This is a genomic window from Dyella sp. PARNA 12/25 (genome assembly GCF_055702865.1).
The window spans coordinates 580,559-602,377 of sequence record NZ_JBVQCI010000001.1 but is presented as its reverse complement, the minus strand read 5'-3'; the positions used below and the strand labels follow the sequence as shown (position 1 = coordinate 602,377).

General features: G+C 62.8%; 17 protein-coding genes. 3 read left to right on the top strand and 14 right to left on the bottom strand.

Annotation, left to right across the window (positions count from 1 at the left end; translation table 11 throughout):
* Positions 1 to 122: 122 nt before the first annotated feature.
* The 13 genes from AC0GUR_RS02775 to AC0GUR_RS02715 form a co-directional block, all read right to left on the bottom strand.
* A complete protein-coding gene (locus tag AC0GUR_RS02775) occupies positions 123 to 452 on the bottom strand; it encodes a hypothetical protein (protein WP_472875940.1) in 330 nt (109 codons plus the stop codon).
* Between the two features lie 307 nt (positions 453 to 759).
* Positions 760 to 1,137, bottom strand: a complete 378-nt coding sequence (locus tag AC0GUR_RS02770; RefSeq protein ID WP_472875939.1) for a hypothetical protein — start codon at positions 1,135 to 1,137, stop codon at positions 760 to 762.
* Positions 1,085 to 1,261 carry a helix-turn-helix domain-containing protein gene (locus AC0GUR_RS02765; RefSeq protein WP_472875938.1) on the bottom strand — a complete coding sequence of 59 codons (177 nt, stop codon included), beginning with the start codon at positions 1,259 to 1,261 and terminating at the stop codon, positions 1,085 to 1,087. The genes AC0GUR_RS02770 and AC0GUR_RS02765 overlap by 53 nt, the downstream gene beginning before the upstream one ends.
* Positions 1,262 to 1,415: 154 nt before the next feature.
* Positions 1,416 to 4,070, bottom strand: coding sequence for a M1 family metallopeptidase (locus tag AC0GUR_RS02760; protein ID WP_472875937.1), 2,655 nt, complete (start codon positions 4,068 to 4,070; stop codon positions 1,416 to 1,418).
* 295 nt (positions 4,071 to 4,365) lie between these two features.
* Complete coding sequence (locus AC0GUR_RS02755) at positions 4,366 to 5,658, bottom strand: adenylosuccinate synthase (RefSeq protein ID WP_472875936.1); 1,293 nt, start codon at positions 5,656 to 5,658, stop codon at positions 4,366 to 4,368.
* A gap of 196 nt (positions 5,659 to 5,854) precedes the next feature.
* Positions 5,855 to 6,040: a DUF2065 family protein gene (locus tag AC0GUR_RS02750; protein ID WP_472875935.1), complete on the bottom strand. Its 186-nt coding sequence runs from the start codon at positions 6,038 to 6,040 to the stop codon at positions 5,855 to 5,857.
* Between the two features lie 13 nt (positions 6,041 to 6,053).
* Complete coding sequence (hflC, locus tag AC0GUR_RS02745; RefSeq protein ID WP_472875934.1) at positions 6,054 to 6,923, bottom strand: protease modulator HflC; 870 nt, start codon at positions 6,921 to 6,923, stop codon at positions 6,054 to 6,056.
* Entirely contained in the window at positions 6,920 to 8,092 is a 1,173-nt protein-coding gene (gene hflK, locus AC0GUR_RS02740) for an FtsH protease activity modulator HflK (protein WP_472875933.1), read from the bottom strand. The genes hflC and hflK overlap by 4 nt, the downstream gene beginning before the upstream one ends.
* Positions 8,093 to 8,380: 288 nt before the next feature.
* The gene (hflX, locus tag AC0GUR_RS02735) at positions 8,381 to 9,688 is read right to left on the bottom strand and encodes a ribosome rescue GTPase HflX (RefSeq protein ID WP_472875932.1); all 1,308 of its coding nucleotides are present in this window, start codon (positions 9,686 to 9,688) and stop codon (positions 8,381 to 8,383) included.
* 155 nt (positions 9,689 to 9,843) lie between these two features.
* The gene (hfq, locus tag AC0GUR_RS02730; protein WP_472875931.1) at positions 9,844 to 10,113 is read right to left on the bottom strand and encodes an RNA chaperone Hfq; all 270 of its coding nucleotides are present in this window, start codon (positions 10,111 to 10,113) and stop codon (positions 9,844 to 9,846) included.
* 162 nt (positions 10,114 to 10,275) lie between these two features.
* Complete coding sequence (gene miaA, locus AC0GUR_RS02725; protein ID WP_472875930.1) at positions 10,276 to 11,226, bottom strand: tRNA (adenosine(37)-N6)-dimethylallyltransferase MiaA; 951 nt, start codon at positions 11,224 to 11,226, stop codon at positions 10,276 to 10,278.
* Between the two features lie 116 nt (positions 11,227 to 11,342).
* On the bottom strand, positions 11,343 to 12,098 hold the full coding sequence (locus tag AC0GUR_RS02720; protein ID WP_472875929.1) for a carbonic anhydrase: 756 nt from the start codon (positions 12,096 to 12,098) through the stop codon (positions 11,343 to 11,345).
* Positions 12,099 to 12,283: 185 nt separating this feature from the next.
* Positions 12,284 to 14,443, bottom strand: coding sequence for a S46 family peptidase (locus AC0GUR_RS02715; protein WP_472875928.1), 2,160 nt, complete (start codon positions 14,441 to 14,443; stop codon positions 12,284 to 12,286).
* Positions 14,444 to 14,582: 139 nt separating this feature from the next.
* Here AC0GUR_RS02715 and tdh point away from each other — a divergent pair, with 139 nt between their 5' ends.
* The 3 genes from tdh (at position 14,583) to kbl (ending at position 20,803) form a co-directional block, all read left to right on the top strand.
* Complete coding sequence (tdh, locus tag AC0GUR_RS02710; protein WP_472875927.1) at positions 14,583 to 15,617, top strand: L-threonine 3-dehydrogenase; 1,035 nt, start codon at positions 14,583 to 14,585, stop codon at positions 15,615 to 15,617.
* A gap of 167 nt (positions 15,618 to 15,784) precedes the next feature.
* On the top strand, positions 15,785 to 19,462 hold the full coding sequence (locus AC0GUR_RS02705; protein ID WP_472875926.1) for a DUF748 domain-containing protein: 3,678 nt from the start codon (positions 15,785 to 15,787) through the stop codon (positions 19,460 to 19,462).
* A 147-nt stretch (positions 19,463 to 19,609) separates the two neighbouring features.
* The gene (kbl, locus tag AC0GUR_RS02700; RefSeq protein WP_472875925.1) at positions 19,610 to 20,803 is read left to right on the top strand and encodes a glycine C-acetyltransferase; all 1,194 of its coding nucleotides are present in this window, start codon (positions 19,610 to 19,612) and stop codon (positions 20,801 to 20,803) included.
* Between the two features lie 157 nt (positions 20,804 to 20,960).
* Here kbl and AC0GUR_RS02695 read toward each other — a convergent pair whose 3' ends face one another.
* Positions 20,961 to 21,728: a pseudouridine synthase gene (locus AC0GUR_RS02695; protein WP_472875924.1), complete on the bottom strand. Its 768-nt coding sequence runs from the start codon at positions 21,726 to 21,728 to the stop codon at positions 20,961 to 20,963.
* Positions 21,729 to 21,819: the final 91 nt, after the last annotated feature.

Sequence of the window (21,819 nt, the reverse complement as noted above, 5' to 3'; positions counted from 1 at the left end):
GATGGATCAGTGACTACGCTGATCCATGTAGGTGAAATACCTATCCGTCAGTAGGTGATCGTCCAGGTGTGGCGCATCGACCCGAGAGCTGATGCGCCACGGGGGACGATCATCGGACGGGGTTAAACAGTCACTGGAGGCTCGGGACCGAGCATGCCGGCGTAGTGGTCCAGGCAATGAATGGCCGTGGTGAGGTAGGCAATAAATTCACCAGAGACCGGCCACGCCACCGGTTTGACCGGCAGGCCCGATGCCTCGGCCTCCCGATAGCGCGCAATGTCGATCCGCAAACGCATCAAGGCGTACGCCGCCAATGCAGGATCAACAGGAAACGCCAACAACCGTGGGGTGCCTTGGGTGCCCGCTGGGCGCGGGCTGCCGGGTGGTGCAGTGAGGGTGCCGTCAGGGGGAACTAACGGGCGAGCGCCTGCCGTATGATCGCGGTTAGCCATGATCAACTCTTAGTCAGCTGGTTGTGGTTAGCGGGTCGTGGGTGTGTCAGCACCTGCGGCCCGCGCCTCATGACATTACTGCCATGGTCACCCGCGTAGCCGGTTGCGAAGACGCCGCGCGTGACATGCCGAAACTAACAAACAGCGGTGCGTTTCGCCTGTCAGGGTTTGGCTCGACGTGAGTGTCTGGGATGGACGACAGGCGTGTCAGTGTTGAAGCGGCTACCCGGCAATCAACACTCCATCAGCAGGCTGCTCCACAAACTGGGGCGCGATCCCTATTCGCGCCCCTGGTCCCACTCGCTCGTTACAGCGGCGGTGCGCGCCCTTCACTCTTCGCGCGCAGCGCTTCATACAACTGAGCCGGACCCAACAAGATCTGCAACACCCCGGCCAGGGTTCGCTCGGACGACAGCAACTGCCTGCTCATGATGGTGTAGGCCTCTTCAGCATCCATGCCGGCATGCAACAGCGCATGCTTCAAATCGGGTGAATTGGCGAACTGCTCTTTGCTGTTGCTCGCCGCTTGCTGCACCAGCATCTCGTTTTCAAGCAGCTTCCCTTTCAGAACGCCGTTGACGTACACCAACTGATCGTTATCGCTGAGCTGGCCTTCGAACAAGCCATTCACCTTATCGATGATTTCCGCCAGATACGCCTGTTGCTCGCCCTGCCTGGTTTTCAAGCTTGGACATAGCCTGCACGGAAATACCCAATTGGCGCGCGATATCGGCCTGGGTGAGTCCAAGGCGTAGACGTGCTGCCTTCAAGACGGTGCCCAGCTGTTCGGGTATGCGAATGACGTCCACGATTCAACCGACAGGCGGAGGACAAGCAAATCAACCTTCAGGTTGAATGGGTGCAAATCAACTTACAGGTTGATCTTGATCTGTTCGACAAGAAGCCCCGGACGAGCCGGGGCTTTTTGAGGTCGTGCATTGAGAGAAAGCTCGGCCGAGTGACTCAACCGCCGTTCTTGGCCAACCACCCGTCCACATCCGGCAGGCGTTCATTGCGCACCATGATGCGGTACTTGATGTTCGCCACGGCGGTTTCCGCGTCGCGGCGTGAACCGGTGGCGAGGTACTGGTTTGCGTACCCGTTGATCTTGTCGATCATCGCCGGGTTGAACGAGCTGCTGCCAAGCGCCGGGTAATAGCGGCTGTGCGAGCTGCCATCCACGAGCTTGTCGACCTGCTCGCGATGCGTGAGCGCGAAGTCGAAGCCGAGTTCCGGGTACTTGCGGGAGACGATGGAGATCATGCCAGCACTGTTGGTGGCGCCGGGCTCGTCGGTGAGTGCAAGGTCGAGTGCGCGCTGCGCGAGCGACTTGTCTTCCGCGACGGCAAGCAGCGCGTACAGGCGATCCTTCACTAGTGGCGTCTTCTCGGCTTTGGCTTCCGCGTGCAGCTTTTCCCACGTAGCGGCGTCGGCGTGATGAGCGACCACAGACAGGATGGTTTTGCGCAGCGCGACGGGAACCGCGTTGGGATCGGTCGCCTGAGCGGCATAACGACGTTGCGCCTCGGCCACCACGGCGCTGTCGTTCAGGCCGGCCAGTACGTTGATCAGGCGCGTGCGCAGGATGGTGGTCGGCACACTTTCGTCCGGCATGGCTTCCCAACCGATGCGCTGGAATTTCGGGCCGAGCAACTTGACCGCGGCGGCGCGGAAGGTGGTCTGACGCTTCGCATCACCGTCGTAGTAAGCATCCAGACCGGAAAGGTCGGCGGCAATTTCGTCCCAGACCTGCGGATCGGCGTCGATCGGCGTGGCTTTGGCAAGATCGAGGATGTCGGAAGCCGGTCGCAGACCCGCCATGCCCAGCGCCCACGTATCGCCCATCACACCGAGCTGGTCGACAGGGGCGATCTTGGCGAAGTCCTTTTTGATCGCGGCGAACTGCGCGGGCGCGTACAGGGTGCGGTAATAACCGCTCTGCCCTGCGTTGACCAGCAATGTGCCGCACCCCGGCACAGTGAGCGTGGCTTCGCCGTCGACGACGGTGCTGACTGCCTTGCCACCAGCGGCGCGCGCGATGACGGGCACGTGCCAGCGCAGCGGCTGCTTGTCCGGGCGGTCGCGAGTGAATTCACCCTGCGTCAGCTTGAGCGTGGTGGTGTGCTTGCTGCACGTGCCCGCTTCCACGCGAATCAGGGGAATGCCCGGCTGCAGCGTGAAGTCGTGCGCGATGGTGGTGATCTGCTTACCCGGCGCGGCTTCATCGATGGCGCGCCATAGATCGTCGGACACCGCGTTGCCGTAAGCGTGGGCCTTGATGTAATTGCGCACGCCGGTTCGCCAGTTATCTTCACCTACGTAGGCTTCGAGCATGCCGATCACCGACTCGCCCTTGGAATAGGTGATCGCGTCGAACGCCTGGCTGGCCTGGTCCACGGTTTCCACGTGCTGCACCACGGGGTGCGTGGTGCCCACGGCGTCGCGCGACATGGCCGATTCACGCGCACCGACGGTGTCACTCAGCTTGGTGTTCCATTCCGGATGCAGGCGCGCCGTGGTGCGTGAGGCCATCCACGAGGCAAAGCCTTCGTTGAGCCACAGGTCGTCCCACCAGCGCATGGTCACCAGATCGCCAAACCACTGGTGCGCCATTTCGTGTGCAGCGGTGCCGAACACGTTCTGCTTGTCCTGCAGCGTGGAGAACGAAGGGTCGAGCAGCAACGCGTATTCGAAGGTGTAGATGGCGCCCCAGTTTTCCATGGCGGAGAAGAACTGACTGCTACCCGGCGAGGCGACATTGTCCAGTTTGGGCAGCGGGTACTTCACGCCGAAGTAGTCGTTGTATTCCTTCAGCACAGCCTTGCCCGACTCCAGCGTGAAGGCACCCTGCGCGGACAACCCCTTCTGCGTGATGACGCCGATCTCGGTGCCGTCTTCCATCGTGGTGACGCGGTCGAAATCGCCGGTGCCAAAGAACAGCAGGTAGGTCGACATCTTCGGTGACTGCTGGAATGTCACCTGGCTCAGGCCGTGACCGATGTCCTTCTTCGATGCCACCGGCATGTTGCTCACGGCCATCTCGCTGGACGGCACGGTGGCGATCAGGTTGAACGTGGCCTTGTAGTTGGGCTCGTCCCAAGAGGGGATGAAGCGGCGTGCGCCGGAGTTCTCGAACTGCGTGTAGAGCGCGCGCTTCTTGCCGGCCTTGCTGTCGTAGTCGATGGCAAACAAGCCGTTGGCCTGCGTGCCGATCTTGCCGGTGTAGCTCATTGACAGCTTGTAGCTGCCGGCGGGCACCGGCTTGTCGAAGGTGAAGGTGGCGGTCTGCGCTTTGTCGTCCACAGACACCTTGGGCGCCTTGAAGCTGCCCTTGCCTGCGGCGGGTGTCAGCGCCACCGAGGAGAAGCGCATGTCGATCGCGTTCAGCGTGATGCTACGGGTGGGCTCAAGTACGTCAATGTCGACAGTGACCTTGCCGTCGAAGCTAAGCGTGTCGACGTGAGGCACCACCGAGACGTCGTAGTGCGTGGGACGCACCGAGCGCGGAAGCTGGGTGGTGGCCTGCTCCTGTGGCGAGACATCCATCGCCAGCGCTGCACCCGTGAACGAAACACCAGCGAGAGCCAGTGCCATGGCGGTAACCAGACGAGTACGCATGTTGTCTCCCCTCAGTGGACAGGCCGATACGATCCTGATCGGCGCAAAACGCTCCGATGGTGAGGCACGCGGCCTCAGGTCGGCACTGGCCAGAAGTCATGGTGCCGCGGAGCGGAACGGCGCTGGATTCCCGCCTTCGCGGGAATGACGTAGGTGGAGGGGACTTTCACTCCCGTCATTCCCGCGAAGGCGGGAATCCAGTGCCTTTGGGGTTCGAAGCAATGCATCGCTCCATCGCCCACAAAAAAGCCCCGCCATGCGGGGCTTCTCTGTATCACTTGCACATCGTCGGCGATCAGGCGAACGGATCGTCCAGCACGATGGTGTCGTCGCGGTCGGCGCCGGTGGCGACGAGCGAGAGCTTGCAGCCCGACAGCTCCTCCACCGCACGCAGGTAGGCGCGGGCGGCGGCGGGCAGCTTGTCCCATTCGCGGATGCCGGCGGTGGATTCGTCCCAACCCGGGAATTCCAGGTACACCGGCTTGCACTCGGCCCAACCATCCGCATCGAGCGGTGCGAGCTCGCGGCGTTTGCCGCGGTATTCGTACGCAATGCAGACCTTGATGGTCGGCAGGCCGTCGAGCACGTCGAGCTTGGTGATAGCGAGGCCGTTGATGCCGTTGATCTGCACGGCGCGCTTGAGCGCGACGAGGTCGATCCAGCCGCAGCGACGCGGGCGGCCGGTGCTGGCGCCGAACTCGTTGCCGACCTTGCGCAGGCGTTCGCCCATGTCGTCGTTGAGCTCGGTCGGGAACGGACCGCCGCCGACGCGCGTGGCGTAGGCCTTGCAGATGCCCAGCACGTAGTCGATGTCGCCCGCGCCCACGCCGGTGCCGGCGAGTGCGCCGCCCACGGTGGTGTTGGACGAGGTGACGTACGGGTAGGTGCCGTGGTCGATGTCGAGCAGTGCGCCCTGCGCACCTTCGTACAGAATGTGGCCGCCTTCCTTGCGCACGTCGTGCAGGATGGTGGCGACATCGTCGACCATCGGGCGGATGAATTCGCCATAGGCCAGCGCGTCATCCAGCACGGTCTGGAAGTCGACCGGCTCGGCCTTCAGCCACTGGGTGAGGATGAAGTTGTGGTACTCCACCGCTGCCTTGAGCTTCTCGGGCAGCTCGTGCGGGTACATCAGGTCGGCCACGCGCACGCTGCGGCGAGCCACCTTGTCTTCGTAGGCCGGGCCAATGCCGCGACCGGTGGTGCCGATGGCGCTCTTGCCGGCGGCTGCTTCGCGCGCCTTATCGACGGCGATGTGGTACGGCATGATCAGCGGGGTGGCCGGGCTGATCTTGAGGCGCGAGCGCACTTCCACGCCCTGCGCTTCCAGCTCTTCGATTTCCTGCTTGAGCGCCTGCGGCGACAGCACCACACCGTTGCCGATCAGGCACAGCGCGTCGTCACGCAGGATGCCCGAGGGGATCAGATGCAGCACGGTCTTCTTGCCGCCGATGACCAGCGTGTGGCCGGCGTTGTGACCGCCCTGGAAGCGAGCGACGGCTTTGACCTGTTCGGTCAGCAGGTCGACGATTTTGCCCTTGCCTTCGTCGCCCCACTGCGCACCAAGGATGACTACTGACTTGCCCATGATGATGTTGCTCTCGTCAATTTGAAGAATCGGGTGCCTACGTGAGGCGTAGTTAAGTCGAAACCCATTGCTCGTCATTCCAGCGAAGGCTGGAATCCAGCGCCTTTATAGTCACTGGGTCCCAGCCTTTGCTGGGACGACGGTGAGGCTTCGTTGGAAATTCCGATGGGTTGAGCGGCCCATCCACCGCATTAACTCAATGCATCAACTGCAGTGCGATCAAACCGACGCCGATGGCTGCGGCGTCAAACAGGCGCAGCGTACGCGGGCTGAGTTTCACCGCTTCGCGCATGGTGGCCTGCCACCCACGCGGCGCGGCAAACAGCACCAGCCCTTCGATCACCAGCACCAGGCACAACGCAACCACCAGCTCACGCGGCATCAAACGTCACCACTCAGTGCCGCGACGACGCGCCGTCGTTGAAATACCGCAGGAACTCCGAATCCGGCTTGAGCACCAGTACACCCTTGCCGTCCTTGAACGACGTACGGTACGCGGCAAGGCTTCGATAAAACGCGAAGAACTCCGGGTCCTGACCATAAGCCTGGGCGTAGATGGCCGCGGCCTGGGCATCGCCTTCGCCGCGCACCTTGGCGGCGTCGCGCCCGGCCTCGGCCTTAATGACCTGTGCCTGGCGATCGGCGTCGGCCTTGATGGTTTCGGCGGCTTGCTGGCCGGTGAAGCGTAGTTCGTTGGCCAGCTGCGCGCGTTCGGCACGCATGCGCTTGTAGACCGATTCGCTCACTTCGTCCGGCAAGTCGATGCGCTTGATGCGCACATCGACCACGGCGATACCGAGATTCTTGCGCGAGGCGGTGTCGGTCTGCTTGCGCACGCGCTCGGTGACGTCCTTACGGCCGGCGGCCACCAGCTCCTGCAAGGTGCGGCCGTTGAACTCGAAGCGCAACGCATCCTTCACGATGGGCGAAAGGCGGTTGGCGGCCTGCAGCTCATCACCGGCAGTCGCGCGGTAATACGCGGCGTTGTCGGCAATGCGCCACTTCACGTAGAAGTCGACGTTGACGCTCTTCTTTTCGGAGGTGAAGTAACGCTCGGGCTGCGCTTCCAGGGTCAGGATGCGGTTGTCGAACGTCATCACCTGCTGGATGAACGGCAGCTTGGCGTGCAGGCCCGGCGTGTCGCCGGTGCGCACGATGCGGCCAAACTGCAGCACCAGGGCGGTTTCGCCTTCATGCACTACGAAGAGGCTGTTGAAGCCGAGCAGCACGATCAGCACGGCGATAATGCCGACGATGAATTTCATGGCTGCTTCTCCTTGCCGGTCAGGCTGTCGTTGGCGGCGGACTGCATCACCGCGCCCACGCCCTGCACTTCCTTGCCGGTCGCACGATCAAGCGGCAGATAAATCATGTTGCGGCCGCCGGAGCCGTCCAGCACCTTCGGATTGTTGGACATCACATCCTCGACGGTTTCCAGCCACAGGCGGCGGCGGGTCACGTCCGGCGCCGACTTGTATTCCTTCAGGATCAGGTTGAAGCGAGCGGCGTCACCGGTAGCCGATGCCACGCGCTGCACGGCGTAGCCCTGGGCTTCGGCGGCAATGCGCGCGGCATCGCCGCGAGCGACCGGCACGACCTGGGCCGAATAACCACGCGCTTCGTTCTCTTTGGCCTGCTTGTCTTCGCGGGCGGCGTTGACGTCGTCGAAGGCGTCTTTCACTTCCTGCGGCGGCGCCACGTTCTGGAAGCTCACGTCGGTCACTACGAGGCCGGCGTCGTATTCGTTCAAGGTGGACTGAAGAATCTCGCGGGTCTGCTGCTGCAGGGTATCGCGGGTCTGCGGATTGACCGCCACAGCGGCAGGGGCTGCAGGCGCTGCCACCGTGGAGGGTGCGGCCACGCTGCCGACCGGCGCGGGTGCAGCGATGGGCTCGTTACCCTGGCTGGTGAGAACATTGTCCATCACGTTGGCGCCGACCACGGTGCGCACGGCGGCTTCAGCGGCCTGGCGCAAGGTGTCTTCCGGCGGGCCGCTCAACGAGAACAGGTATTTGCGGGCATCCGACACCTGATACTGCACGTTGAAGTCGACGGCGATGATGTTCTCGTCGCTGGTCAGCATGCGCACCTTGTCAGAAACGGAGCGCACCTCGGTGGTACCGACCTTGGTGACCGATTCGATCGGGCTGGGCAGCTTGAGATGGAAACCTGGCGGCAAGGTGCGGGAATACTTGCCGAAACGCAGCACCACGCCGGCCTGACGGGCATCGACGATGGTGTAGCTGCTCATCACCAGCCACACCAGCAGAAAGGCCAGCAGGATGGTGAAGATGCCACCGGCGCCGCCGCCCAGCTTGCCGAAGCGGTCGCGAAGTTGCTTGAGCATGTCCTCCAGGCCCGGCTTGTTGCCGGGCTGGCGGTTCTTGCCCCAGGGATCACGTTGCCCGTTGTTACCGGGTTCGTTCCAGGCCATGGTCAGTCTCCTTGAGGCCGCTGGGAGGCCGGCAGCATTAGCCGGAAAGCGCGTTGAGCGGGTTTGGACATGGTGTCGGGTGCTTGTCGTGGCAAGTGAGCCGCCCACGCACGGATGGCCGCACAAACACCGGGCATTCTACCAGAGCTGGGCGGGGATTCATGCCCCGGTCTTACAGAAGGGGCCACTGTAGGAGCGCACTTGTGCGCGACCCGCAGGGTGGCCGGATACCGCGATGACCGGTTTTCGCGCTGCCATGCAATGCCCCGGTCGCGCACAAGTGCGCTCCTACAGGGGCTCTTCGGTGCCGAGCAGGTCTCGCAGCAGCGCCGCTTCCGCAGCGCTGCCACCGCTGAGCGGGGCAATGACGCTGCGCGGGGCGTCGATGTTCAGGCGCCAGCCCTCCTCGTCCACTTCTTCGCCGGCAATGGCGCCAGCGGCTTTGAGGCGGGCATGCAGGCGGCCGGCGGAATGCGGCAGACGCAGCTCGGACTGTACCCGCTCGCCGCCCAGCAGCTCGCCCAGCGCCTGGCGCAGCAGATCCAGCCCCTGGCCGGTCGCTGCCGACAGCCAGACGGTGGTCGGCCGGCCGTCGCCGTCGCGGTCGATGCGCGGCTCCATCCCGGCCAGATCGATCTTGTTCATCACCCTCAGCTGCGGCAGGTCGCCAGCGTCGATCTCCTCCAGCACGGTGTCGACCACTCGCGCCAGTCGCTCGCGCTCCTCGTCGGCGGCGTCACTCACGTGCAGCAGCAGGTCGGCGTCGCGCGCCTCGGCCAAGGTGCCGCGGAAGGCGGCCACCAGGTCGTGCGGCAATTCACGAATGAAGCCCACCGTATCCGCCAGCACGGCCGGCCCGCAGGACAGGCCATCCAGCTTGCGCACGGTCGGATCCAGCGTGGCGAACAGCAGGTCGGCGGCGAATACGTCGCCTTCGGTGAGCACATTGAACAGCGTGGACTTGCCGGCGTTGGTGTACCCCACCAGCGCCACCCTCGGCACGGTGTTGCGCAGGCGCGCGCGGCGCTGCTGCCCGCGCTGGGTCTGCACCTTCTCCAGGCGCTTGGTGAGCATCTTCACCCGCTCGGCGAGCAGGCGGCGGTCGGTTTCCAGCTGGGTTTCGCCCGGGCCGCGGTTGCCGATGGCACCGCCGCGCTGGGCATCCAGGTGGGTCCAGCCGCGCACCAGGCGCGTGGCCAGGTGCTTGAGCTGGGCTAGCTCCACCTCGAGCTTGCCTTCGTGAGAGCGGGCGCGCTGGGCGAAGATGTCCAGAATCAATCCGGCGCGGTCGACCACGCGGATATTGAGCAGCTTCTCGAGGTTGCGCTCCTGCACGGGCGACAGGAGGTGGTCGATGAGCACCAGGTCGGCGTCGAGCGCGCGCGCGGCCTCGGCGATTTCGTCGGCCTTGCCGGTACCGATGTAATAGCGCGGGTTGGGTACGTCGACCCTTGCCGTGATGCTGCCGAGGATCTCGGCGCCGGCCGACTTGACCAGCTCGGCGAATTCTTCTGCGCGTCGCTCCGCGTCACCCATGCCGCGCGAATGCGGCAGGACAAGGACGGCGCGCTCGCCTTTCTTTTGACGATCAAACACGAGGGCGGATAGACCTGTATGAGCAAAGCCGCGCCGCGAGCGAGTCGCCCGCGACGCTGGCTGGAGTGGAGAGTGTATGTCGGCGGGCCACCGGGCGATAACGCCAGGTCGGCCAGACGCCGTCCCTACTCACATGGGTTGGCCGCCCCGCCGAATCAACCTTCGGTATCGGTCGACGTGATCACCGCGTCGCCATGCCCGTCGTGGCCGTTGCCCACGCGCACGTTGCGGCTCGGCACCACGGTGGAAATGGCGTGCTTGTAGACCATCTGGCTCACCTGGTTGCGCAGCAGCACGACGAACTGATCGAAAGACTCGATGGTGCCCTGAAGCTTGATGCCGTTGACGAGGTAGATGGCGACCGGAACGCGCTCCCGGCGCAGTGCATTGAGAAATGGATCTTGCAACGATTGCCCTTTGGACATTTCTTGTTCTCCCCTTGCAAACGGACGGGCCGGAGAAAAGACGCACGAGGCGCCCCGGCCCAAGACATAGGAATATTAACCACTTTTAAATCGTTGATGAAAGAGCAAATGCTTCCAAGTGCGAGGTGTGAAGAAGACGTTTAGAAGACGTCTCGCCCATGACTACTCGTCGTCACCGAGAAAGAGCCGCAGGGCGTCTTCTGCCCGTTGCTGCAAACCGGGGCGATCGGGATCCAGTACGCGAGCATCGAGCTCGCTGCGCAGCCAGGTGATCTGTCGCTTGGCTAGCTGCCGCGTGGCAAAAATGCCGCGATCACGGAACGTCGCCGCGTCGGTCTCGCCGTCCAGATGCTCCCAGGCCTGCCGATAGCCCACGGCGCGTATCGCCGGGAGATCGGCATGAAGACCGCCACGGGCGCGCAGCGCGCGCACTTCGTCCAGAAAATTCGCGGCGAGCATGGCGTCGAAGCGCTGCCCGATACGAGCATGCAGCGGCGCGCGGTCAGCCGGCAGCAAGGCTAGCTTGAGCACGCGCCACGGAAAGCGTTCGCCGCTGCCGCCCTGCTGTTGCTCGGACAAAGGGCGTCCCGTCAGCCCGATCACCTCCAACGCGCGCTGGATGCGCTGCGCGTCATTGGGGCCAATGCGAGCGGCGGCGGCGGGATCCAGCTGCTGCAGGCGCCCATGCAGCGCGGGCCAGCCCAACGTCATGGCTTCGCCGGTCAGTCGCTCGCGAATCGTGGCATCGGCCTCAGGCAGGCGAGACAGGCCCTGCTGCAAGGCGCGAAAGTAGAGTCCGGTACCGCCGACCAGCAACGGCACCTTGCCCCTGGCCGTCATGTCCTGCATGGCAGCAACGGCATCCTGACGAAAGTCCGCTGCCGAATACGGCTCGGCAGGGTCGCGAATGTCGATAAGGCGATGGGGGTAACGCGCTAAGGTCGCTGCATCGGGCTTGGCGGTGCCAATATCCATGCCGCGATAGACCAGCGCGGAATCGACGCTGATCAGCTCCACCGGAAACTGCTCGCTCAGTGCGCAGGCAAGCGCGGTCTTGCCCGACGCGGTCGGGCCCATCAGAAACACGGCAAGCGGGCGCTGATCGATCGGCATCCGCCCATTCTAACGGTGAATCCCCTGCTCTCTGTAGGAGCGCACTTGTGCGCGAACGAGGTGCACCGATGCTCCGCGGTCGCGCACAAGTGCGCTCCTACAACAGGGCTGGCGCCTCAGGAGTAAAACTCCACCTTGCCGCCCACCAGGTTGTACATCGAACCGACGATCTTGATCTTGCCGTCCTTCTCCAGTCCGGCGAGCACGTCGCTGCGACGGCGCATGTCATCGATGGTCAGGCGCACGTTGGTGGCAGCGACCGCATCGACGTAGGCGTCGTTCTTGCTGCTGCGTTCGCCAGTGAACTGCGTGGCCTGGACGGCGGGCTTGATCTTGTCGAGCAGGCCGGTGAGGTTGCCAAGCTTGGCACCGTCAATGGCGCCCTTGATGGCACCACAAGCAGTGTGTCCCATCACCAGCACCACTTTCGCGCCCGCCACTGCGCAGGCGAATTCGAGGCTGCCCAACAGATCATCATTGATGATGTTGCCGGCCACGCGACCAACGAACGTATCGCCAATGCCCGCGTCCAGAATGATTTCGGCAGGCGCTCGCGAATCGATGCAACTGAGGATAACGGCAGCAGGATATTGGCCGGCCGCACTCGCGCGTTTCTGCGCGAGATAGTCGTGCGCCTGCATCTTGCCGGTGCGGAAGCGTTCGTTGCCTTCCTTCATCAGCGCAATGATCTGATCGGGTGTCAGGCGGTCGCGTTGTTCCTTGGTCAAGGCTGCCGCCTCGGCCACGCCCGGGAGTAGCGCGGGTACGCCACCTGCCAAGCCCAGTGCGACAAAACCAAGCGCGGATTTCAAAACCGTACGGCGACCGATACCTGCTGCGGTTTCGCAGCAGCCGTGCTCTTCGAGGTTCATAACGCCCCCAGAGGCCAAGCAGGCACTGAAAGAGGCGCTTACTGGACGCTCACGGCGATGAAACCGGTGTGAACCCCCTGCCCACCTCGCTTTATGTAGGAGCGCACTTGTGCGCGACCGCGGACCGACGGTGAACCCCGGTCGCGCACAAGTGCGCTCCTACATTAGGTGGGACTAGTTGCTGGTTAGTGAGCGGGTACGCCCAGCTCCTTGAGCAACTGTGGTGCCGGGTACACTTTGTCCATCAACCAGCGCATGTAACGAAGATCGACGTGGATGGCCCGCTTGTAACGGGGGTCGAACATCCAGCTGGCGCTGACTGCCTCCCAATTGCTGTCGAAATTGAGGCCGACCAGTTCACCCTTGGCATTGAGCACGGGTGAACCGGAGTTGCCGCCGGTGGTATCGAGGTTGCTGAGGAAGTCCACCGGCATGGCGCCGCTCTTGGCGTCGACATAACCTTCGTACTCGCCTTTCGCAATGGCTTCCAGCAATGGCTTGGGCGCGTCGAACGGTTCGGCATTTGTGTTCTTTTCGACAATACCCTGCGTAGTGGTCAGTGCGTCGTACATCACGCCATCACGTGCCTTCAGCGGTGTCACGTTGCCGTAGCTCACCCGCAGCGTGGAGTTCGCATCAGGGTAAACGGCGCGCCCCTGCTTCTCCCGGTACGCGATCAACGCTTTCATATAGGCGGGGCGCAGGCGCAGCAGATCGCCCTCGCGGGCTTTGCGCTCGTCTTCCATGCGCAATAGCGCCGGCTGTAGCTGGACGGCCAATGCCAACAGTGCGTCATCCGACTGTTTGAGCGCGGCAGCGTCCGCCTTCAGCCATTGCAACCGTTGTGCCTCGTCGCCCAGGTGGGTGGCGGTGTAAACACGATCCAACTTGGCCTTCAGCTCAGCCGGTGTACGCCCAAAGGCGGCATCGAATTCAGGCAGGCGCTGGGCATCGGGCAACTTCTGGTAGCGAAGCAGTAAGGCGGTCAGCAACTGCTTTTCTACCGAGGGGGCGTAGCGACGCTGCACCTGGCGGAGCATGCCCGCGATCAGGTCCTCGTCACGCTGCTGGTAGCCTGCCTCTCGCTGCGCATCCGGTTTGCCGCGTTCATAGGCAAGGCGTTGCAGAGTCAGTGCAGAGCGCATCAGCTGTGACTGCGATTGCACCAGCCCCAGCAACAGATCGCGTTCGCGCATGCTGTTGGCTGCCGCAATGAGCTGGTTCATCTGATCGATCTGCGGACGCAACGCGCCTGCCCCCGCCTGACCCTTCAGCCAGTTCAACATGGCGTCTTCGTCCTGACGACGAATGGCAACGGCGTCGCTGCGCTTGAGGCCATCCAGCTCGCCCTGAAAACGTTTGATGCCGTTCTTCAGCGACTGCAGCTGGGAGGCGTAACGGATGGCGGCCTGACGATCGTCCCGGCCGGTGTCCTCGATCACCCCCTGCAATTGCTGCATCACCTGCACGGTGGTCGGCAAGCGCCACTGCACCTGGTCAGCAAACTCGGCCGCGGTGCGGTGGCGATAAGTAATGCCGGGGTAACCCGCCAGCATCACGAAATCCCCTTCCTTCACACCTTGTGTGGCGATCTGCAAATGCGCCGGCGGGTGATACGGCACGTTGTCCTTGGCGTAATCCGCCGGCTTGCCGTCACGACCGACATAGGCGCGCAGCATGGTGAAGTCGCCGGCGTGGCGCGGCCATACGAAGTTATCCACCTCGTCGCCGTAGTTGCCGATGGCACGTGGCGGCGCGTAGACCAACCGCACGTCGCGCAGCTCCAGCTGCTTTACCAGATAGAAGTCGCGGCCATAGAACATGTTGACCACACTGCAGCGCATGCCCGGCTCCCGCTCGCACTCGGCCACCAGCGTCTTGCTGCTCGCGTCGACCGCATCGAAGTAGGCACGACCCGTCTTGCCCTTGGCATCGGCCAGCACCTTGTCGGTGACCTTGTCGAACCCGGTGGTGACACGCAGGCGGAAGTCCGGATTGGCGGGCAGCTCTTCCGCGCGATCGTGCGAGACGAAACCGTTCTGGATCAGGTCTCGCTGCGCGTTGCTGTTGTACTGGATAACGCCGAAGGCCACGTGGTGGTTGGTCAGCACCAGGCCATCGTCGCTGACGAAAGCGCCGGTGGCGCCACCCACCTTCACCACCGCATTCAACGGCGCCTTGGTGAGGTCAGCCAGGTCGGCCGGGTCGCCCTGATAGCCGGCGGCATGCAGCTGCTTGCCGATGGACGGCAACTGCGAGGGCATCCACATACCTTCATCGGCTTGCGTGGCGGTCGCCATGGCCAGTCCCAGTGCTGCGGTCAGCAGCTTGTTCTTCGCTCGCATCGTCCTGTTCCTCAAGGCCATCGCAAAAAATTACGACCATAGTCCGTGACGGCCTCCGTCGCAACGCTGCACTGCAAGAAGGCAGCCTCGCTCGGCGTCTTATAATGGACGTTTTCTCGTCCTTCCCCACGGAAATCCCATGCCTCAGATGATGAAAGCCCTGGTCAAGCGCAACCCCGAACAGGGCATCTGGTTGGAAGAAGTGCCCGTTCCCGAGGTCGGCCCCAACGAGGTGCTGATCAAGATGGAAAAGACCGCGATCTGCGGCACCGACCTGCACATCTACAAGTGGGATGAGTGGTCGCAGCGCACCATCAAGCCCGGCCTGACCATCGGCCACGAATTTGTCGGCCGCATTGTCGAGATCGGCCCAGGCGTCACTGGTTACAAAATCGGCGACCGTGTTTCGGCCGAGGGCCACATCGTGTGCGGCCACTGCCGCAACTGTCGTGCTGGCCGCCAGCACCTGTGCCCGAACACCATCGGCATCGGCGTGAACCGCAACGGCGCATTTGCTGAATACATGACCATGCCGGCCTCCAATCTGTGGCCGATCCCGGACCAGATTCCGTCGGAGCTGGCCGCGTTCTTCGACCCCTACGGCAACGCGGCGCACTGCGCGCTGGAGTTCGACCTGATCGGTGAAGACGTACTGATCACCGGCGCAGGCCCCATCGGCATCATTGCCGCGGGCATCGCCAAGCACGTGGGCGCGCGCAACGTGGTGGTCACCGACGTCAACGACTATCGCCTGAAGCTGGCCGCGGACATGGGCGCCACGCGCGTGGTGAATGTGGCCAACCAGTCGCTGAAGGACGTGATGAAGGACCTGCACATGGAAGGCTTCGACGTGGGCCTGGAAATGAGCGGCAACCCGCGCGCATTCAATGACATGCTCGATTGCATGTACCACGGCGGCAAGATCGCCCTGCTCGGCATTCTGCCCAAGGGCGCCGGCATCGACTGGGACCGTGTGATCTTCAAGGGCCTCACCCTGCAGGGGATCTACGGCCGTCGCATGTACGAGACCTGGTACAAGATGACCCAGATGGTGCTGACCGGCTTCCCGCTGCAGAAGGTGCTCACGCACCAGATCCATATCGACGATTTCCAGAAGGGCTTCGACCTGATGGATGCCGGCAAGTGCGGCAAGGTCGTTTGCTCCTGGACCTGAGCGTAACCTGTCACACCTTGGCATTCGGGCTCGGAATGTCACGCTGAAATCTCGGCCGCCCTAGTACACTTCATGCCAGGGCGGCCGACAGAATCGCTGGGATTGTGAAGGTGTAGGCCTAGAGGGCCGTGCACGGTCGGCGCGCGATGTCATGGGAGCATCGTCGGATGGCTGACGTATTCAGTAATCCTCATTTGGCCGCGGGACGCGACCGCGCTATCGCCGTCTATCGATCACACCGGGTCCGCAAGTGGGCACTGATCTTCGCCATTGTGGTGGTGATCTTCGGCCTTCTTGGCTTCTTTGCCGCGCCCTCCCTCATTCGCAGCCAGATCGAAACGCGCGCCAGCGCCGCCCTGCAGCGCCCGGTGACGCTCGGTGGCGTGCACTTGAACCCGTATACGCTGCGGCTGCAGCTGGATCAGCTGCACATTGCCGATAGTGATGGCAAATCAGCCTTCGTGGATATCGATCAGGCTGTCATCAACACATCGTGGTCGTCCGTGTTCCGCATGAAGCCCGTGCTGGACGAGCTTGCCCTGCAGCATCCGCGCATCCGCATCGTGCGCACCGGGGAGCAGCGTTTTAACTTCAGCGACATTGTCGATCGCCTGACCGCCAACTCCGATCCGAATGCACCGCCAACGCGTTACGCGCTGTCCAATATTCATGTGCACAACGGCGACATTCAGTTCGACGACGACGTGTTGAAGGCCAATCATCACGTCCAGCAACTGGAACTGGGCATTCCTTTCATTGCCAACTTGCCCAGCAAGACGGACATCTTTGTGCAGCCGCTGCTTTCCATGAACGTGGACGGCAGCCCGCTGCGCATCGAAGGCCGCACCAAACCGTTTGCCGACACACGCGAGTCGACGATCGATTTTCAGCTCGACCATCTGGATCTCGGGCGCTATATGGGTTACGTGCCCATGCAGCTTCCTGTGGCCATTCCCAAGGGAATGCTCAGCGGCGCGCTCGTGCTGCACTTCGTGCAGGCCAAACCCACGCCTGAGCTGCAACTCACCGGTAACCTGCAGCTCGACGATTTCACCCTCAACAGCAGCAAGAGCGAGCCGATTCTCAACCTGGTTCACGGCGCGGCCGAGCTCGCCGATGTGCAGCCACTGATATCGCGCTACCACCTTGGCGCGATGAAGCTTGATCAGGCCCAGCTGCACTACACGGCGGGCGAAGGCGGTCATAGCAACTTCGATACGCTCTTGGCCCCTGCTGCGCAGGCGGACGCCAACAAGAAGGCGCCACCCACCGATATGCGCATCGCCTCGATGGCGCTCGCCAATAGCGCCATCCACTACACCGATGCTACCAAGGACAAAATCGACCTGAGCAACGTGCATGGCAGTTTGCAGGGACTGAGCATGCTCCCTGCCCCGCCCGCGAAACTCGACATGGCAGCGGCGTTCTTTGGTGGCGAAATCGCCATGCGCGGCACGGTGGATCTGGCCGCGAGCAAATTGGCCGCGACGCTGGAACAGAAGAATGTCGATATCGCGGCACTGCAGGCTTCGGCATACCAAGGCCTGGCCGCACGTCTCACCAAGGGCAAGCTGGATGCCTCAGGACAGCTTCAGCTCGACTGGAGCAAGGCCGTCAACGTGCATCTCGCCGATGCGCACGCGACGGTAACCGACTTTGCGATGGAGCCTCAGTTCAAAGGACAGGGCTCACCGGTGGCATGGAACAAGCTGGAAGCCGAGATCAACCAGGTCGACATGGCCACGCAAGAGGCCAAGCTTGGCAAGGTCGTCGCCACCGGCCTCAGCCTCGACGTGCAGCGCAACAGCAACAAGTACATCAGCCTGCTCGACCTGTTCGCCGCCAAGGACGCCAAAAACAAGAAGCCCGCGGCCAACAGCCCGCCCTGGCATTGGAGCATTGCTCACCTGGGCTTTGAAAAAGCCGCGATTGCCTTCACCGATCTGGCCGCCGGCGACAAGCCGGTAAAGATCAAGATCGATTCGCTTAGCGGCGGCATGGAGAACCTGAGCGACAAGCTCAACGAGCCGCGTGACCTCAAGCTTGAAGGCAACATTGGCAAGGGCAGCTTCTCGGCCACAGGCAAGCTGCAACCCACGCCGACGCTGGCCGATATCCAGTTGACCACCAAGCAGCTGGATATCTCCACTTTCCAGCCGTATATCAGCGTGCCGCTCAACGTCACCATCTCCAGTGCACGCATCACCAGCAACGGCAAGGTGCATTACGACGGCCGCACCACCGAGCCCAAGTTCACCTACAAAGGCAATGCGGCACTGGAACAGGTGCGCATTCAGGACAAACTCACTGGCGACGACTTCCTGCGCTGGCGCACGCTCAGCGGCTCGAACCTCGATGTCGCCTACGGATCGGGCACGCCTCGCATGCACATCGGCGGCTTGGTGCTCAGCTCGTTCTATGCCCGCGTGATTGTGAATGCGAGTGGCAAGCTGAATCTCTCCGACGTCGTGGCCAAACCGGAAGAAGCGCCGGTGTCGGTGACCCGCGCCGAGAACAACCAGCCTGCCGCCGCAGCGACCGCCCCCAAGCCGCAGGCGCCCGCCCCGGCGGTGACCACGCCATCCACCGCCGCTGCAACGCCAGCCGCGCCAAGCACACCGGCCGCGCCTGCGGCGGACATCCATCTTGGCGGCATCACGCTGGTGAACGGCCAGCTCAACTACACCGACAACTTTATCAAGCCGAATTACACGGCCAACCTGACCAAGCTCACCGGCAAGATCGGCGCATTCGGCACGACGCCTGGCGACCCGCCTGCCGATCTCTCGGTGCAGGCAGCGCTGGATGACGCCTCGCCCGTCGACATCGACGGCACCATCAATCCGCTGCAGCCAGTGGCCTTCCTCGACATCAAAGGCAAGGCGAATGACGTCGAGCTGACCCGCCTCACGGCCTACTCCACCCGCTACACCGGTTACCCGATCACCGGTGGCAAGCTGACGGTGGATGTGCATTACATGCTGGACAACCGCAAGCTCAATGCAGACAACCACATCTTCATCACCCAGCTGACCTTCGGTGATCGCGACGAGAGCCCTGGCATCCAGCATCTGCCCGTGAAACTGGCCGTTGCCCTGTTGAAGGACACGCAGGGCAACATCGACGTGAACGTGCCGGTATCCGGCTCACTGGACGATCCGCAGTTCAGCATGGGCGGCCTGATCTGGCGCGCCATCGGCAATCTGATCGCAAAGGCAGCCACGGCACCCTTCCGCCTGCTCGGTGCCGCATTCGGTGGCGGCAGTCATGAAGATCTTGGCTATGTCGAGTTCGAACCCGGCTCAGCCGTGCTCGACAAGAGCGCGCAGGAAAGACTTGGCAAGATCGTTGGGATGTTGAATCAGCGAACCTCGCTGAACCTCGACATCATCGGTCGCGTGGACCCGAGCAAGGATCAGGACGGCCTGCGCAAAGTGACGGTGGACAACCAGGTTCGTCGTCAGAAGGCACTGGACCAGTCCGGCAAGAACGCTGACACCTCCGACACCGCCCTGGCCGACGTGAATGTGACGCCCGACGAGTACGAGAAGTATCTCAAGCGCGCCTACAAGGACGCCGATTTCAAGGGCAAGCCCACGAACGTGCTCGGCCTGAAAAAGTCGCTTGAGCCGGACGAAATGCGCAGCCTGATGGAAACCAACGTGTCGGTCGACGAGCAAGCCATGCGTGACTTGGCCAACCGGCGCGCCGCTGCGGTGCAGACCTGGCTGAAGGGCAAGCTGGACGACAAGCGCGTCGCCATCAAGGACCCCAAGCTCAACGCCGACGGCATCGACGACAAGGGCAAGACCACCCGCGCGGAGTTTGGCCTGCATCAGGGGTAACGCCCCCTTCAAAGCGTCGCCATTCCGGCGTAGGCCGGAATGACGGCATGGAGGCCGCGCCGGCCGCGAGGGCCCCTGCTGCACCGTTCCTTCCCAGCTCGCCCCCGAGGGGTCAAAATAGGCTTTTGACCCAGCTGGAATTTCCCCATGAGCTACCCCGGCCAGTCGCGCTTTGCCAGCGAACTCGAATCGATCCGTGAGCAGGGCCTGTTCAAGGCCGAACGTATCATCACCTCGCCGCAGTCGGCGCAAATCCGCCTCGACAGCGGCAAGGAAGTGCTCAACTTCTGCGCCAACAACTACCTCGGACTCGCCGACCACCCGGAGGTGATCCAGGCGGCCAAGGACGCGCTGGACACCCACGGCTTTGGCATGGCCTCCGTACGCTTTATCTGCGGCACGCAAGATCTGCACAAGCAGCTTGAGAAGAAGATTGCCGAGTTCTTCGGTACCGAGGACACCATCCTCTACGCCGCTTGCTTTGATGCCAACGGCGGCCTGTTCGAGCCACTGCTGGGCGAAGAGGATGCGGTCATCTCCGACGCGCTCAATCACGCCTCCATCATCGACGGCATCCGCCTGTGCAAGGCCAAGCGCTTCCGCTACGCCAATTGCGACATGGCTGATCTGGAGAAGCAGCTGCAAGCTGCCGACGCCGCTGGTGCGCGCACCAAACTGATCACCACCGACGGCGCATTCTCGATGGACGGCTTCATCGCGCCACTCGACGAAATCACCGCGCTGGCCGAAAAGTACAACGCACTGGTGCACATCGACGAATGCCACTGCACCGGCTTCCTCGGCGACACCGGCCGCGGTTCGGCCGAAGTCAAAGGCGTGCTCAACAAGATCAACATCATCACCGGTACGCTAGGCAAAGCGCTTGGCGGCGCGCTGGGTGGATTCACCACCGGCCCCCGCGAAGTGATCGAAATGCTGCGCCAGCGCTCACGCCCTTATCTGTTCTCCAACTCGTTGCCGCCGCACGTGGTGGCTGCCGGCATCAAGGTGTTCGACATGCTGGCCGCCGCTGGCGACCTGCGCGATCAGGTGAAGGAGAACACGCGCTATTTCCGCGAGCAGATGACCAAGGCTGGCTTCGACATCAAGCCGGGCGTGCACCCGATCGTGCCGGTGATGATCTACGACGCCAAGAAAGCGCAAGCCATGGCGACCGAACTGCTTGAGGAAGGCATCTACGTCACCGGTTTCTTCTACCCGGTGGTGCCGCAGGGGCAGGCGCGCATTCGCACGCAAATGAGTGCGGCGCACACGCGTGAGCATCTGGATCAGGCGATTGCTGCTTTCACCAAAGTGGGCAAGAAGCTCGGCGTGATCTGATCTGAAATGCATCGACCGGCCCCACACTGCCGGTCGATGCGTTTCTTGTAGGAGCGCACTTGTGCGCGACTGCGGCATGATGGCGTCACAGCGCCGTCAGGTTGTCGCGCACAAGTGCGCTCCTACAAAAGAGCCGATAGAGAAGAAATAATGAATGTCAGCGCGCCCCATCGGCGCCCAGCAGCCTGACCTCTTCCGGCGTCAAATGCCGCCACTGCCCCTTGGCTAAACCACCAAGTACCAGCGGTCCAATCGCTACTCGAATCAACCGAAGCACAGCCACATCATGTGCCGCCAGCAATCGCCGGATATGCCGATTGCGCCCCTCGTCGAGCACAATCTCCAGCCAGGCATTCTTCTCACCATGCCGCAACAACGTGGCTTTACGTGCAGCGAGGCGCTCGCCCTGCTCCACCACGCCCTCGACCAGTGCATCAAGCAACACCTGATCAGGAACACTATCCACCTGCACGTGATAGGCCTTGTCTACGTGATGCTTCGGCTCAGTCAGGCGCGCCGCCCACACACTGTCATTACTTAACAGCAACAAGCCTTCGCTGGCTTTGTCGAGACGCCCCACCGGCCCAAGCCATGGCAGGCCGGCGTCTTTCAGCAAGTCGTACACCGTGTCGCGTCCGCGTTCGTCCGCTGCGCTCACCACAATGCCGCGCGGCTTGTTGAGCGCAATATACACACGCGACGCCTCGATGAGCGGCACACCATCCAGTGCGATGCGTTGACGTTGTGCATCAGCAGAACGTTCCGGATCAAGCACCACTTTGCCGTCAACAGTCACCCGCCCTTCTCGTATTGCTTTCTCCGCCTGACTGCGTGAACAGACGCCGGACTTGCTGAGCACGCGTGCCAAGCCATGCTTCGGCGTGACGGCAGGACGTGTAGAGGGACGAGGTCGAGAAGGACGCATAGAAATGATGGTAGATGATTGGCGTGCGCGATACCCACACCCAAAAAGAAAAGCCCGGCTTGCGCCGGGCTTTTCGGTACTGCGGACAGAT

Coding starts and splice junctions, on each gene's coding strand:
- AC0GUR_RS02775 (WP_472875940.1), bottom strand. CDS start 452: ATGGCTAACCGCGATCATACGGCAGGCGCTCGCCCGTTAGTTCCCCCT.
- AC0GUR_RS02760 (WP_472875937.1), bottom strand. CDS start 4,070: ATGCGTACTCGTCTGGTTACCGCCATGGCACTGGCTCTCGCTGGTGTT.
- AC0GUR_RS02755 (WP_472875936.1), bottom strand. CDS start 5,658: ATGGGCAAGTCAGTAGTCATCCTTGGTGCGCAGTGGGGCGACGAAGGC.
- AC0GUR_RS02750 (WP_472875935.1), bottom strand. CDS start 6,040: ATGCCGCGTGAGCTGGTGGTTGCGTTGTGCCTGGTGCTGGTGATCGAA.
- hflC (WP_472875934.1), bottom strand. CDS start 6,923: ATGAAATTCATCGTCGGCATTATCGCCGTGCTGATCGTGCTGCTCGGC.
- hflK (WP_472875933.1), bottom strand. CDS start 8,092: ATGGCCTGGAACGAACCCGGTAACAACGGGCAACGTGATCCCTGGGGC.
- hfq (WP_472875931.1), bottom strand. CDS start 10,113: ATGTCCAAAGGGCAATCGTTGCAAGATCCATTTCTCAATGCACTGCGC.
- miaA (WP_472875930.1), bottom strand. CDS start 11,226: ATGCCGATCGATCAGCGCCCGCTTGCCGTGTTTCTGATGGGCCCGACC.
- AC0GUR_RS02720 (WP_472875929.1), bottom strand. CDS start 12,098: ATGAACCTCGAAGAGCACGGCTGCTGCGAAACCGCAGCAGGTATCGGT.
- AC0GUR_RS02715 (WP_472875928.1), bottom strand. CDS start 14,443: ATGCGAGCGAAGAACAAGCTGCTGACCGCAGCACTGGGACTGGCCATG.
- tdh (WP_472875927.1), top strand. CDS start 14,583: ATGCCTCAGATGATGAAAGCCCTGGTCAAGCGCAACCCCGAACAGGGC.
- AC0GUR_RS02705 (WP_472875926.1), top strand. CDS start 15,785: ATGGCTGACGTATTCAGTAATCCTCATTTGGCCGCGGGACGCGACCGC.
- kbl (WP_472875925.1), top strand. CDS start 19,610: ATGAGCTACCCCGGCCAGTCGCGCTTTGCCAGCGAACTCGAATCGATC.
- AC0GUR_RS02695 (WP_472875924.1), bottom strand. CDS start 21,728: ATGCGTCCTTCTCGACCTCGTCCCTCTACACGTCCTGCCGTCACGCCG.